Annotated in this window: 12 protein-coding genes; 3 read left to right on the top strand and 9 right to left on the bottom strand. The window is 40.2% G+C overall.

What is annotated here, in order from left to right:
• Window positions 1-45: 45 nt before the first annotated feature.
• Entirely contained in the window at window positions 46-603 is a 558-nt protein-coding gene (locus WA338_RS13850) for a DUF4494 domain-containing protein (protein WP_009780205.1), read from the top strand.
• A 70-nt stretch (window positions 604-673) separates the two neighbouring features.
• Here WA338_RS13850 and WA338_RS13855 read toward each other — a convergent pair whose 3' ends face one another.
• The 8 genes from WA338_RS13855 to WA338_RS13890 form a co-directional block, all read right to left on the bottom strand.
• Window positions 674-1,687 carry a zinc-binding alcohol dehydrogenase family protein gene (locus WA338_RS13855; protein WP_009780204.1) on the bottom strand — a complete coding sequence of 338 codons (1,014 nt, stop codon included), beginning with the start codon at window positions 1,685-1,687 and terminating at the stop codon, window positions 674-676.
• Window positions 1,688-1,770: 83 nt separating this feature from the next.
• Complete coding sequence (locus tag WA338_RS13860) at window positions 1,771-2,445, bottom strand: flavodoxin reductase (RefSeq protein WP_009780203.1); 675 nt, start codon at window positions 2,443-2,445, stop codon at window positions 1,771-1,773.
• Between the two features lie 176 nt (window positions 2,446-2,621).
• On the bottom strand, window positions 2,622-3,368 hold the full coding sequence (locus WA338_RS13865; protein WP_336093803.1) for a hypothetical protein: 747 nt from the start codon (window positions 3,366-3,368) through the stop codon (window positions 2,622-2,624).
• A gap of 194 nt (window positions 3,369-3,562) precedes the next feature.
• On the bottom strand, window positions 3,563-6,436 hold the full coding sequence (locus WA338_RS13870) for a CHAT domain-containing protein (RefSeq protein ID WP_009780201.1): 2,874 nt from the start codon (window positions 6,434-6,436) through the stop codon (window positions 3,563-3,565).
• Between the two features lie 65 nt (window positions 6,437-6,501).
• Window positions 6,502-6,993, bottom strand: coding sequence for a peptide-methionine (S)-S-oxide reductase (locus WA338_RS13875; protein ID WP_009780200.1), 492 nt, complete (start codon window positions 6,991-6,993; stop codon window positions 6,502-6,504).
• Window positions 6,986-7,240 carry a hypothetical protein gene (locus tag WA338_RS13880; protein WP_009780199.1) on the bottom strand — a complete coding sequence of 85 codons (255 nt, stop codon included), beginning with the start codon at window positions 7,238-7,240 and terminating at the stop codon, window positions 6,986-6,988. The genes WA338_RS13875 and WA338_RS13880 overlap by 8 nt, the downstream gene beginning before the upstream one ends.
• A gap of 4 nt (window positions 7,241-7,244) precedes the next feature.
• Window positions 7,245-8,807: a protein adenylyltransferase SelO gene (locus WA338_RS13885; RefSeq protein WP_009780198.1), complete on the bottom strand. Its 1,563-nt coding sequence runs from the start codon at window positions 8,805-8,807 to the stop codon at window positions 7,245-7,247.
• A gap of 130 nt (window positions 8,808-8,937) precedes the next feature.
• On the bottom strand, window positions 8,938-9,471 hold the full coding sequence (locus WA338_RS13890) for an Hcp family type VI secretion system effector (protein WP_009780197.1): 534 nt from the start codon (window positions 9,469-9,471) through the stop codon (window positions 8,938-8,940).
• A 219-nt stretch (window positions 9,472-9,690) separates the two neighbouring features.
• On the opposite strand from WA338_RS13890, the gene WA338_RS13895 reads away from it, so the two are divergent.
• Window positions 9,691-9,954, top strand: a complete 264-nt coding sequence (locus WA338_RS13895; RefSeq protein WP_009780196.1) for a hypothetical protein — start codon at window positions 9,691-9,693, stop codon at window positions 9,952-9,954.
• Between the two features lie 615 nt (window positions 9,955-10,569).
• Here the strand turns inward: WA338_RS13895 and WA338_RS13900 are convergent.
• Window positions 10,570-11,136 carry a Crp/Fnr family transcriptional regulator gene (locus WA338_RS13900; protein WP_040532693.1) on the bottom strand — a complete coding sequence of 189 codons (567 nt, stop codon included), beginning with the start codon at window positions 11,134-11,136 and terminating at the stop codon, window positions 10,570-10,572.
• A 321-nt stretch (window positions 11,137-11,457) separates the two neighbouring features.
• Here WA338_RS13900 and treS point away from each other — a divergent pair, with 321 nt between their 5' ends.
• Window positions 11,458-14,772 carry a maltose alpha-D-glucosyltransferase gene (gene treS, locus WA338_RS13905; RefSeq protein WP_009780194.1) on the top strand — a complete coding sequence of 1,105 codons (3,315 nt, stop codon included), beginning with the start codon at window positions 11,458-11,460 and terminating at the stop codon, window positions 14,770-14,772.
• The last annotated feature ends 19 nt before the right edge of the window (window positions 14,773-14,791 follow it).

The raw sequence follows: 14,791 nt of genomic DNA on the forward strand, positions 1-14,791 counted from the left end.
CTGACCTTGCTAAACAATTATTTTTGGCGTCCAAAAATTTGATTTATGAGTGTAATCTGGTACGAATGCAAAGTGAAATATCCTAAACTCGATGAAGTTTCAGGAACTAAAAAATTAAAAACAGAACCGTTTCTGGTAGATGCGGTTTCTTATACCGAAGCAGAAAAGCGCATTACCGAAGAAATGCAATTATACCTGAGTGATGGCGAAGGCATCTTGATCACCAACATTAAAGTGGCCAATTATGCAGAGATCCATCCTTTTGAAAATGCAGACCGTTGGTTTAAAGCTAAAATTTCTTTGATCGCTTTTGATGAAGAAAGTGGAAAAGAGCGCAAAACCAATGAATATCTACTTGTTCAGGCCAATGATGTCAAAGAGGCTTATGAGAATACGATGCATGCGATGAAGGACACGATGGGCGATTTTAATATCCCGTCTATTGCCGAGTCTCCTATCGTTGATGTGTTCCCGTATTTTACCGGGGAGGAAGAAAACTCAGAACGTCTGGAGGAATTTATGCGTTTAAAAGAATCGGTTCCTGCCGATAATGCAGAAGATGAAGCTTTAGCGCTGGAAGATTCTTTGACTGAAGCAGAGTAACTTCACATCACAAAATAGAAAAAGCGCAAGAGAGTCTCCTGCGCTTTTTTATAATTCATTCTAACGTAATCTAGAAAACGATCACATTCTTGCCGATGCTTTTTCCGCTTTCCTGAAGCTTGTGTGCTTCTTTAAGGTTCTCAACGCTAAAGCCTTCAAAGGTGGTAGTCAGCGTGGTCTGTAAAGTTCCATCTTCTAAGAGCTGCGCAAGATGATTTAAAATATCGTGTTGTCGTTGCATATCTTCAGTTTGATGCATCGATCGGGTGTACATCAATTCCCAAGAGAAGGTAACGCTCTTATTCTTGAGCAGATTCAAATTTAGGGGTTCGCTGCTTCCTGTAATGCTTACGATATGCCCTTGGGGTTTGATCAGTTCGGCAGCAGTTTCCCAGTAGCTTTTAAGATCTACACAGTCAAAAATAAAATCTACCTGCTCAAACCCTTCTGCTGCGAGTTGGTCTTTGAGTTCGTAATGATCAACCACATAATCGGCACCCATTTGTTTACACCAGTCTTGTGTTTCTTCACGTGATGCTGTCGCGATCACGGTAAGGTCGGTTAGTTTTTTTGCTAATTGAATTGCTATAGAACCTACACCTCCGGCACCGGCCAAAATGAGTAAACTTTTACCTTTGTCTGTAGCCGGATTGTATTTAAAGCGGTCAAATAGGGTTTCATAGGCCGTCAATCCCGTCAAAGGAATCGCTGCGGCTTCTGCGATGCTCAGATTCTTAGGCTTTCTTCCCACGATACGTTCGTCAACCAATTGATATTCGGCGTTGCTTCCGCTTCGCGTTAAATCACCTGCATAGAATACCGCATCTCCCACGTTGAAAAGAGCGACCTCCGCTCCTACTGCTTCTACGATGCCTACCGCATCCCAACCAATGATCTTAGGCGTATCTAAAACCTGATCTTTTACAGCATTCTGACGTATTTTATAATCCACAGGATTCACCGAATTGGCCTGAACTTTTACGAGCAGATCACGCCCTTCAGGCTTTGGAACCTCTGTTTCAAAGGCTATAAAGCTGTCTTCTTTTGTAATAGGTAATGATTGTTTAAATCCAATCGCTTTCATCAAATTGTATTTTTTTTGGTTATTGGCGTGCCAAAGCCTTTAGTAGGCTAAGGCTTGCCCAGTGGCAATTTATATAGGTAAAATTACTCCATAGCTTCTTGAATGATGCGTTCTTCGGTAATCCCCATTTTTTTTAAATCATTGATCACAGATTCCATCATAGGTGGCGGACCGCAAACGTAGAATTTCTTAAGCGTTGTGGTGTTGATGTGTTTATTTAAAAAAGCTTTATCTATGTACCCTGTAGCATAGTTCGTGTCTTTTTCATCAGAAAGAATATTGATAAAATTCTCTTCTAAAAGTGCTTCGAGTTCAGGTGCATAGATGATATCTTCTTCCTTTTTATTGGCAAACAACAATTTATTCCCGTTTACTTTCCCCTCTTGCTCTAAGTGTTTGAAGATTGCAAGAAAGGGTGTGATCCCGGCTCCCCCGGCAATAAAAACTCCGGTTCCTTTATAAGAAATCGCGCCCCAGGAATCTCCAATGATCAACTCGTCACCATTTTGGAGCGTTCCCAATTTTTCAGTCACCCCGTTATGCTCGGGATAGGTTTTAATGGTGAATTGCAAAACTTCTTCTTCAGGAAGGTTGGTAAACGTAAAAGGCCGCTTCTCCTCTTTCCATTTACCTTTATTGATCGCTACTTCTGTAGCCTGACCCGGTTTAAAGCTATAGCCTTCGGGTTTTTGGGTCTCGATGTACAAAACATCGTGGTTGATAAAGTGAATTTCATTGATCTTTACGGTGTAACTCATAGTTAACTTTAGTTGGTTTTCATTAAAGTTAACAAGAACTAAGGTTTTGTACTACCAAGGTTTTCTTAAGGTTGTCGTTAATGTTTTGTTAGGAAGCATAGGTTTGAACACAAAAAAAAGGTTGAACATTTTAATAGCATTCAACCTTCCAATCGGCATTCTTGAGTTTTTACCAACTAATACCTTTCCACCAATTGATTGTCTTTAAACAAGGCTCCAACAAAATTATTCTGTTTCATATTTACGAGAATGTATTGCCCGTTTGCTTTTGGACCTACCGAAATATAAGCCGCTTCGTTTGCGCCATTGTCGGTCATTGTGATACTGAATTTGAAATATGGCGTTTGTTGTTCGGTCTCTACCGGTGGCATAAAAAAGTCTGAAGTTTTGGTATCGATGTGCATCATTTCACCATAGGTAAATCTTCCGCCTTCGAACTTACCTGAAATAATGGTGTTATTCTGAAAATAGATCCCGTAATCGTCTATGCAATCTCCAGAAATACACGTAGCATCTGCAATATCCTGTGGTGTAAAGGTTTTACGACTAAACACCTGCCCCTTATCGTAGCTGATCAATTCTCTTGAAAATCCTTGTGGGGAGCGCACCTCTCTGATGTGATCTCCTATTTTAATTCCTTTATCAAACAGGCCTGAGGTTCGTCCTTCTCCCTCATCATACACCGTAAATCCGTCCGGTTTACCTTCTTTAAAGTTGGAATAATAATAATCACTGGCTTTATTCTGGCTGTAGCCCACACCGTTATACAACCCATTTTGATAGAAACCGTGATACACATCGCCGGTTGCTTTGTTGTAATAAAAGCCATAACCATTTTGACAATCGCCTTTGGTACAAGGAGCTTCTTGTGCAAAGCTTACTGTACATAGAAAAAATAAACTGCTTAGAATAAATGTTTTCATAATTGAGGTTTTTTACTCGGTAAACGAGGTTGAGATTCTTTAGTTTTTACGTTTTAAAACTAGAAACTCTGTCCTCACTGTTCAATACGGCAATTGCCTTATTGGCGCCGCTAAAGGGTTTTATACTCCGAGGCTTGCCTCGAAATTGAAAATTCGTTTTCAATCAATGCCTCATGGGCCTTCCTTGAGGTAGTTTACTTACCCGTGTAGATGAAGGGTGCCCAATATTGCGGACTCGACAGATCTGCATATTTATTATAGACTCCGTTAATGAATTCGCGTTTAACTTCGGTGCTGGCGGTGAGGTAGTCTTTATTTTCTTGAAAGATCTTGTAATACAGACTTTTTGTGTAAATACTGGTACCATAATCATTTACAGACCAAAGTGTGGTTAAGGTTGAATTTGCTCCGGCCATTAACATAGCCTGATTGAGTCCTTGAACTCCATCTCCCGGAACTAACTTTCCTAAACCGGTTTGACAAGCACTAAGAAACATAAAATCGGTTTTGATATCTAGTTGAGCCATTTCTTTTACCGTGAGCATTCCATCCTCACCATCTTTTGGATAAGAATACACCGAAAATGCGATCCCACTCAAGTTAAAAACAAACGGATGTGTCACTGCGTGACTTGATAAATGAATGCTTCGGTAGTGGTGTAATGCTCCTTCCCTACTCATTTTTTTAAATTCGTTTTCGGTCATTTGAGTATCCAGACGCAAATCGGTTTTTGGCACCAATTCATTTATGGCAAGCACTTCGGCTTTTGCTCCTTCCAGATAATTCATCGCTTCGCTAGAAAAGGTTGCAAACGCATAATCTAAAGGTTCGTTTTTCTGTAAAGATGCTTCTACATCGAGTTCCAGACGTTTTATGTCTGCCGCTGATTTTAGTTGACGCCCGGAATTTGCACGCTTTTGATATTTGGCATCGCCAAAGGCTAGCACATTCTTCTCATAATTGGTTTTAGGCCGCTTGCGCAATGCGACAAGCGTACTCCCGGCAGGAATATAGCCAATTTCATAATCTTCAACGAGATAGCGCCCTTCAGCGTTTTTAAAACTTTCAAAAGGCAGAAAATGAAGTACTGCGTCTGCCGCAATATAAATACGCTTCTTGTCTTTAAACCAAGGTTCTATTCGGCTGAACAAATCGGTATAAAAGGAATTGGCAATGTAATCTCGATAGGCCGCATCAGTATATTCTTCACGTACTTCTCCGCCTTCGTTAGGATTTAAGAAATTGCGATAGAGTTCTGCCAGAAGAACAAACTCCCCCTTCTTGTATTGATTGAACCCTGCTTCATCCTGATTTCGGTATACGGTATATTCCGGTTGACGAAGTTCGCGTCGTGCCATAACCTCCTCGATAGCTCCAATTTCTGCATTACGCTCTACATAAACCCGCATTAATGCTCCATTGGTACTGATGTACCTATACTTAATGTCGTTCTTCGTAATCACCGCAGCCATATAAACGCCTTCATTGATATTACCGCGCATCACATCTACATAATAGATCAAGGCTTCGTCAGCCTCTAAAACGCTCTGTATTTCGCTAAGACTTAATGGAGGCATTTGATTTTGTGTAGCGAGGAGTCCGTTTGCTTTTAACTCCTCCATAACAGCAAAGATTTTTTCCTTCTGATTACTTTCAAAAAGGCAAGCGATCAAGTTTCCGCCTATTTTAGTAAAAAGATCAAGCTGTGCTGTACGTTGTGTTCCCTTTGCTGAGACCACCTTTGGCTTTTGAAGTTTAAAAGCTTTTTCATAAAAAGGAACTGCTTCAGCATATTCTTTCTTCATTCCCAACTGCAAACCATAATTATATAGCTCAATAATGTCTGTTGAATTTATATTGGTTTCAATTGCTGATGATTTATCCATATAAAATTTCAATGTCTGAAGATTGCTAGGCAGTGTTTTACCAAACTGAGGATGTTCTGTATAGCCGTTTTGTTTCATATAATTGACACCAGCTTCAGCATATTGAAGTCCTTTCTCTCTGTCTCCACCATAGGCTAATGCGCGAGATACATTGTAGTAGGCATTCATTTTTACATCAGGATTTGTCACCTTGTCTATAAAATTTTGGCCACTTTTTGCCAGCGTAAACGCCTCTTTATAACGCTCTAATTGGACTAAAGAAAACAGCTGATTGTTTAATGCAAGCATTAAGGTCGAATTGGAATAGGTAAATTGGGGCAACTCATTGCGCATGATGACCGCAAGTGTAATATTCTCCTCATAATTTCTGTTAACCTCATTGATCTTTGAAAGGATATCATAGAGTTTAAATTTCATCATCGGAGCAGTTTGTGGATTCAAAAATTGTTGTTTAAGCTCCGGAATTAAAACATGAGCTTGTTGCCAATTATTCCAAAATGTAAGAATGGCAAGGGTTTCTAAGGCTACATTGTAATAGCTTACGGGAAAGTTACCGGCATTCATTTCCTGTTTTACCGGTTCTAATACCTTCAAATAATGTTCTGGCCCTTTTTGTATAATATCTTTTGAAGAAGCGCTGTATATAGGATTAAACTTTTCCCAAAAAACCAACATATTCTGAGAAGCCTCAGTTTTATAAACATCGAACATAGTTTGAGCCTGCTGCGCTTGGGAAGCAGTGAACGATTTTTTATAATAGTCAAGTGCACCTTCCAAATAGGTCACAGATCTTTTGAAATCTTCCGGTGGATGTGGGAAATAACTGTATTCCCAAAACAACTGTTTTGCACGAAGTAGATCTTTTGCAAAAAATGCATACGCAATAGCCGACTGTGCCAGACGATCATAAATCGGTTCCATATCATAGGCCGTCTGAATGAGTTCTACTCCAATAAGCGATTCTTGAGGCAAAGCTGCTCTACTAATTCCCACATCAAAATAGAGGTCGGTATTCGTGTAATACCTATCGATCAACTTAAAACCAACATTAAAAGCTTCCTTATGATTGCCTGCTTTTTTTAAGGCTGTAAATTGGGTATAACTTTGATTCCTGGTGATGTCATAAGGTCCCTGTGCCCATAGCGAGGAGCTAAAGACGAGTACTAGTATAAGTATTCTCATAGATCGTAGTTTTTACGATCTCAAGGTAAGATTAGACATTGTGTACTATCAATACGGCAACTGCCCTATTTAAGATGCTTACCATATTGCTGCATCAGCAGTTGTAGTTTTGGAACAATATAGGTTTTACAAAAGGGCTTCTCCGGATCGCTTTTGTAATAATCGTGCAGACTTTCCCTCGAAGCTTGAAAATGTTTAAAAGCTAAAACCTGAGTAATTAGAGGTTGCTCAAAGTGTTCTTGCAACTGTGCTCGTATGCGTTGGGCATCCCGTTTTTGTGCTTCGGAATAAAAGTAGATTGCAGAACGATATTTGGATCGAAAACTATGATTTGAAGTGCTTTTATGCGTGTGCAAATGAATCTCGATCAGCATCTCTAACGGAATTATTTCAGGTTCAAAATGAACGATGACTGCTTCTGAAAACGCATCATAAGGTACTGCTGAAGCCACATAGCCTTGCTCTACTTTTTCAACTCCGTTCAAGGCTTGAAAGACTGCTTCGGTGCACCAATGGCAACCGCCGCCAAGGGCTATTTTATGAAAGCGTTTATTCATCATTTATAATGCTGACATTTTGGAGAAAATCAAGTACTTTTTCCTCTGGCATTTCACAGGGTTTTAGCAAGATTTCGGTATTGGTAACGTATACATTGAGACTCACAAAATCGGTACCCGCGAGTTCTTCCGCATAGATCTTTGTACTTTTTCCGTTGTTGAAATCGCTGCGCGTAATACCGTATTTTTTGCCGTGATAGATTCCATAGGAATATCCAGGAAGGATTTTATTTAAAAGTTGAATCATAAGATCACGAACTACAAGAAAGCATAGAGCAACCTACTTTATCCCGTGCCCATTCCGGGCGCTTGGCAAACCATTTTTCGTACTCCGGTTGGTTATCGTATGGTTTTTTTAATACTTGATATAATTCGTCGATCAAGCTAAAATCTCCCTTTTCAGCGGCATCGATCGCCAGCTGCGCCATATAGTTACGCAACACATATTTAGGGTTGGTCGCGTTCATTCTCTTGTTACGTGCCTCATCATTTTGTTGATCTTGCTGCAAACGCGCTGCATAAGCCTCAAACCATTGTTTCCATTGGGTTTTAACAGCTTCCGAAGTATTTTCTAGATCATATAAAGCATCTTCAATCAAGTTCCATCCATCAACGGAAGCATCCTTTTTAAATGCTGCCAATTTCCTAAAGAAAATCGTCATATCGGTTTCTGTTGCCAAGAGGCAGTCTTCTAAGTCTGCAATGAGCTTTAAATCGGTTTCCTGTGGTGCTTCTAGCCCGAGTTTGTCAGCCATCATTTGAAAAGATTTCTGAGCATAATCTTCTTTGTACCGATCTAAAATTTCTTCAAAACCTTCGGCATCCTCTACCAGAGGGAAAAGCGCATTGGCCAATTGATACAAATTCCATAAGCCAATATTGGGTTGATTTCCATAGCGATATCGCTTGTGTTGCCTGTCGGTAGTATTGGGTGTCCAGCCCCAATCAAAACCTTCTAACCAACCATAAGGTCCGTAATCGATCGTTAGGCCAAGAATCGACATATTATCGGTATTCATCACACCGTGCACAAAGCCCACGCGCTGCCAGTGTATGATCATCTCGAGCGTGCGCGCTGAAACTTCAGCAAAGAACTTCAAATAGGTTTCTTTAGAAGGAGCGCCTAACTCTGGAAAGTAATTTTTAATTGTAAAATCAACGAGCTTTTGTAACCCTGCGACGTCATTGCGTGCGGTAAAAATCTGATAATTTCCAAACCGAAGAAACGACGGCGCCACACGACACACCACTGCTCCTTTTTCATATGCGGGATTCCCGTCATACATCACATCCCGTAAAACCGAATCTCCTGTCAAAGCCAGAGACAATGCACGTGTAGTCGGGATACCCAAATGATGCATCGCTTCACTCATCAAATATTCCCGAATGCTCGAGCGCAAAACGGCCAGACCATCAGCAGATCGGGAATACGGGGTCTCCCCTGCTCCTTTCAGTTGCACCGCCCAATGCTTGTCGTTATGATCGATCTCAAAGAGATTGATCGCACGCCCATCTCCCAACTGACCGGCCCAATGCCCAAACTGATGTCCGCCATACAGCATCGCATAAGGATGCGTCTCAGGCCAAACGGCATTTCCGGTAAACACGTTGAGAAATTCTTCAGTATGTGCTTCCTCTTTTGAAATTCCTAAGGCTTCAAGCATTTCATCAGAAATATGTATTAATTCTGGTTTTGCTGTTTCTTTAGGAGTAACAAAGGAATAATAACCCTGCATCACCTGCCTTCTCGAGTTTTCGAAATTAGGATCTGCCGGAAGTTGATCGGTAAAAAGGTTATTCAGGTTGAAATGCATACGTCTGGATTTTACGTGTAGGTATTCAGTCGGTTTTAAAGATGAAACTTATCAAAATGAATGCTAAATGCAAAAGCCCGGCAACAATAGATGCTGCCGAGCTTTCAACTCAATGTATTATGGCTAATACTTAATTTCCTCTCAAAACAGAATATTCAAATTCTGATTCCTCATCTAATCGACCCCGGTCGTCAAATTTCTTATACACACTGGAGATGTTTTCAAAGTTTAAAGTCCATACTTCCTTAGGTTTTTGAGCAGCTTCAGAAGCTTCCATTTTATACGAAGTGATGCGTACATTATTCAGGTTATAAATGAGATATTCATTGATACCGTCTGAAGCGCTTGACGCAAAGGTCAATTCAACGTTTCCAAGCTTCTTATTTTTAGCAATACAATCCAGCATCGCATTGGTTGCAAGGTCGGTTTCTTTGCTTATTGTAATTCCAGAGAAGGAAGTGCGTGCGCGCATTCTCCCTGAAAGTGCAGCATCTGGGATACTAACTTCCCAAGAAACACCGCTTACAATGATCTCATCTTCGTGATCTTGTTGTTGCGATTCCCCGTCAATATCAGGAAGTTTAAGATACATTGTTGTTTGCGCACTTAAAGTCGCAAAGGCTAAAATAAATACGAATATCAAGGTGACTATTACACGTTTCATAGTAGATGTTTTAATGCTGCCAAGGTAGAGAGAATAAAAGCTCGTGGAGTCAGGGTTTTTCCCCTAATCGCAGGGTTAAATTCATGAAATTTAGATGGAGGGATTCCCTTTCACTTAATCTTAATACTTAGTATTAAACTTATATTAAAGTATTTAGGTTAATTGACAGTGGAACAGGCTTTGCGTACCTTAGAGGTATAAACTAAAAAAGAAAGAATTATGACAACTAGAAATCAAAATGCAGGAATCGCAGCAGCACTCTTAGGATTAGCAGGAGGACTTTTTGCATGGTGGAGATATAATAATGCAACCCCAGAAGAAAAAGAGCGCCTAAAAAACAAAGTCAATGAATTGGGTACTAAATTAAAAGATACCTATACTGAAGTAGAAGATACCGTATCTGACAATGTTGCAACCTTAAAAAATAAACTTGCTAAGGAACAAGCAAAAGTGGAAGAGGAAATAGAGCAAATAGCTAGCTAAAATCTCCATTTATAGTATTGAAAAGCGACCTTATGGGTCGCTTTTTTTATGGGTCTTGCTATAGGTTTTAATTCTTCCAGACATACCAGAGATAATTTACTTATTTATATGCGTTTAAAGAAAACCCTTATTTTGGATCTACTGCAGCATATTTTGCTAAGAATACCACTGAATTTTTTGCGTATGTACGCTATACTGTGGCTAAACATCTCTTTTTAAAAGCCAAAGCCGGCTATGCTATAACAAGAAGCTACAAGGTTTTTGAATAAAGTGATAAAGTAGCTTTAGGGCTAAGTTTATTCTTTTTGGGAGATGATCGCAATCAATTGAATATCCCACTTCAAAAAGGGGCTTTATTTAAACTGGAGCTTGTGTATCGCTTTCCACTTTAAATGGAAAAAGCAGCTCTATTTTAGAACTGCTTTCCACAATAAACAATTAGGTCTTAGGGGACACCTAATTATTTTTATCAATATTAAACTCAAAGGGGTGAAAGAGTTTCAACAAACACTCAATTATCTTAACTCATAATTGTGATACAAATATCAAGTGTTTGATACAGAATATGTTTGACATTTATCAAATAATCATTCTAAGTCCATTTTTAAGAAAAATTTACAGTTTTGCACGTATTCGACTTAGGGTTTCTTGCGTAATTCCTAAAAAGGATGCGATATGGGCGAGCGGTACTTTTTGAATGATCTTTGGTTTAGTTTCAAGCAAATGCCTGTAGCGATCTTTGGCACTTTCAAATAAAATGGTTTCCATTCGCTGTTGAGAATATACCAGTGAAGTAGAAAGCATATTTAAAGCCAATTGGCTTATTTGGCTATGTTCTTTACTCAATTCCATTAAAGCGTCTTTATGCAACCCGATGACCACCGAATCTTCTAGCGCTTGAATCGTTAATTTGCTTGGTGTATGGTGAAAATAACTCTCTATCGAAAAACAAAACTCCTTCTCTGCCGCAAACCATTCGGTGATCTCCTTTCCATTTTTGTAATAGAATTGTCGGGCAAAACCCTGATCTAAAAAATAGATATAATTGCAAACCGCGCCTTGTTCAAGGATAAAATCGTTCTTCGCAACTTTGGTTACCACGATATACTCCTCCAACTGTTTCTTAGCGTTGGCATCTAACGGACTGAATTCTTCAAGGGCTCTAAAGTAAGCGTCTAGCATAATGAAATTTAAATACGGCAGCAAGATACAATTCCTACTGCAAAATGTACGATAATCTTAAGCAACCGGTTTTTGAAAAAATTATATAAACTTTTGTTATTCAATACTTAAAGGGGATTTCATGCCATCACAAAAATCTAAACACCCAAAATCAAGGTTTGAATAGTTCAAATTTAAGCCGAAGTTCGTTTGTCTTTATGCTAATTTTTAGGCTTTAATTATTATTTAACGAGAGAATTAGATTGACTTCGTTAACTTTAACATTTTCGCCTATTTGCGAAACTCCATTAACCACATACAAACCAAAATAAACGACATTTCATGGCAATCACTCCCTTTATCGATGATGAGAAAAATTGGTATAAAGACGCGATCATTTATGAACTTCACATTAAAGCCTTTTTTGACAGCAATAGCGATGGTATAGGTGATTTTGAAGGTCTGTTGCAAAAATTAGATTACCTCGAAGATTTAGGAGTTACCGCAATTTGGTTATTGCCCTTTTACCCGTCTCCTCTACGCGATGATGGTTATGACATCGCAGATTACTACAGCATCAATCCGTCATACGGGGAGGTTGAAGATTTTAAGCGCTTTATTGAAGAGGCCCATAAACGCGGTCTAAAAGTCATTACCGAATTGGTCATCAACCATACTTCAGATCAACATGAATGGTTTCAACGTGCACGTAAAGCACCTGCGGATTCAAAATACAGAGATTATTATGTATGGACCGATAATGTGGAAAAATATAAAGATGCACGTATCATTTTTACCGATACCGAACCCTCCAACTGGACTTGGGACGCAGAGGCCGAAGCCTATTACTGGCACCGTTTCTTCTCACATCAGCCCGATCTGAATTTTGACAATCCCGATGTACAGCAAGAAGTATTCAATATTATGGATTATTGGTGTGATCTGGGAGTTGATGGCTTTAGACTGGATGCTGTCCCGTATCTTTTTGAGCGCGATGGCACTAATTGTGAAAACCTTCCGGAAACGCATGTGTTTCTCAAAAAGTTAAGAGCACATATTGATGCAAACCACGATAATAAACTTTTGTTAGCAGAGGCCAATATGTGGCCTGAAGATTCTGCAGCGTATTTTGGTGATGGCGATGAATGTCATATGAATTATCACTTCCCCATTATGCCGCGTATGTTTATGGCAGTAAAAATGGAAGACCGCTATCCTATTATGGATATCATTGACCAAACGCCAGACATTCCGGAATCTTGCCAGTGGGCGATTTTCCTAAGAAATCATGACGAACTCACTCTAGAAATGGTGACCGATGAGGAACGGGATTATATGTATAAGGTTTATTCTAAAGATCCTAAGGCAAAGATCAATGTGGGGATCAGACGTCGTCTGGCTCCCCTACTCGACAACAACCGTAACAAGATCGAGCTGATGAATGTCTTGCTGTTCTCGCTACCGGGAACTCCGGTATTGTATTATGGTGATGAGATCGGGATGGGTGATAATTTTTATCTGGGAGACCGAGATGGCGTGCGTACGCCGATGCAGTGGACAGCAGACCGAAACGCCGGTTTCTCGATGGCCAATCCGCAAAAGCTATATTTACCTACGATCATTGATCCGCAGTACCGATCAGAATCGGTAAATGTTGAAGCACAGCAAATGAACCCGTCCTCTTTATTGTGGTGGATGAAACGGGTGATGCATATGCGTAAAAGCTTTAAAGCTTTTGGTCGCGGCGACATTCAGTTTTTATCGCCTTCTAATGCAAAAATTCTGGCTTTTACACGTAGCTATGAAGACGAGACCATTTTGGTACTTGCCAATTTATCGCGTTTCTCTCAAGCTGTAGAACTGGAATTGGATGACTATATCGACTATATTCCTGTCGAAGTTTTCAGTCACAATAAATTTCCTAGAATAACTAACAGACCGTACCTGTTTACACTTGCTCCACACGGTTATTACTGGTTCTCCCTGACGCAACGCGAGAGTGAATCGCAAGACGGACCACTTCCTCAAGTGAAAACTATTGACTGGGAACGGCTTTTTGATGCCAAAAACATCAAGTTGCTGGAACGCAAAATTTTGCCGGCCTATTTTAAAAGTAAATACTGGTTTGGTGACACCAGCCGCATCATTCAGTCGATGGAAATCACCAATATGTTGGATCTTTCCAAAGACGATCTTTTAGTCAAAAACCTGATCGTTGAAGTACATTTTAACGAGGGACTTCCTGAAATGTATCAGCTGCCGGTGAGTTATATCGCAAATTCATACGAAAGCCTTACGGAAGCGGTACCTCAAAAAGGTATTTTAGCCGAAGTACATTTTAAAGAAAGCTCAGGTATTCTGGTAGACTCGGTGTATGTCGAACCCTTCCGTGCGCAATTATTTTACAGTTTACAAGCCGGGGCTACGCTAAAATTTGGTAAAGAAAAACTGGCGTTTGAACGTGGAAACATCACGCCCGATTCGGATATTGAAGAAGTGAGTTCGCGTATTATAGAATCCAAACAAAGCAATACCTCCATCATTTATGACCATCGTTATTTCTTAAAGCTGTATCGTCGCTTGGATAGCACAGTAAACCCTGATGCTGAGCTTTCACAATACCTGACAGAGACAGTCAAATTTGCCAACACACCGGATTATATGGGGAAATTGGTGTACTACACCCAAAAACGCAACGAGGCCGTTCTAGGTATGATGCAGGACCTTGTGACCAATGTTGGCACAGGTTGGGTAAATGCTAAAGATGCGGCCCATCGCTATATGGAACGTATTGAAACGCAAGCTCAGGAATTAGAGCCTGATTATGACAAAGGCTTACGCACTAGACCCTTATTATTTGAAGACCTAAAAGAGCCCGAAAGTGATTTGGTAGAAAGCTTATTCCCAGAGCGCATAAGTCTGTTAGGGCGACGTAGCGCACAAATGCATCAAGCGCTGGCAAGCCATGAAGAATTGAAAGGCTTTGAGCACGAAGCATTCTCTCTACATTACCAGCGTTCTTTATATTCTTCCTTGCAAAGCGTTACTCGAGAAGCTTTTGAGAATTTGAGACGTTCTATACCCAGCTTGCCTGTAACCATTCAGGCTGAAGCTGAAGCCGTACTCAAGCGTAAAAATGAAGTTTTAGACTGCTTTAAGCGGGTGTTTAAACACAAGATCAATACGGTAAAAATACGTACACATGGTGATTTCCAACTGGGGCAATTGCTCTGGACGGGTAAAGACTTTGTGATCATTAATTTTGAAGGAGAACCTTCACGTCCCTTTAGTGAACGCCGCATTTTACGCTCGGGATTGCGTGATGTAGCGGCGATGATCCGTTCCTTTCATTATGCAGCGTATAGTCCTTTAATGCAACAGAATTATGCCGAGGATTACCGCGAAACCCATTTAGAAGCTTGGGCCGAAGCCTGGTATTATTATGTTTCGCGTTTTTATCTCGACGGCTATATTTCGACCTTAAAAGGTTCTGATCTTATCCCGGATACGGAACGAGATTACCAAGTACTTTTAGAAACTTTCTTACTGGAGAAAGCCGTAGGCGAACTGAATACTGAATTAAATCACAGACCTCTTTTTGCTTTAGTGGCGCTTCGCGGAATTCAGGCAGTACTTGACGGCGCTCATAAAGACTGATCAACTTGTGAGTGCTTGA

The sequence above is a fragment of the Leeuwenhoekiella sp. CH_XMU1409-2 genome (assembly GCF_037029365.1).
GTDB lineage: Bacteria > Bacteroidota > Bacteroidia > Flavobacteriales > Flavobacteriaceae > Leeuwenhoekiella > Leeuwenhoekiella blandensis.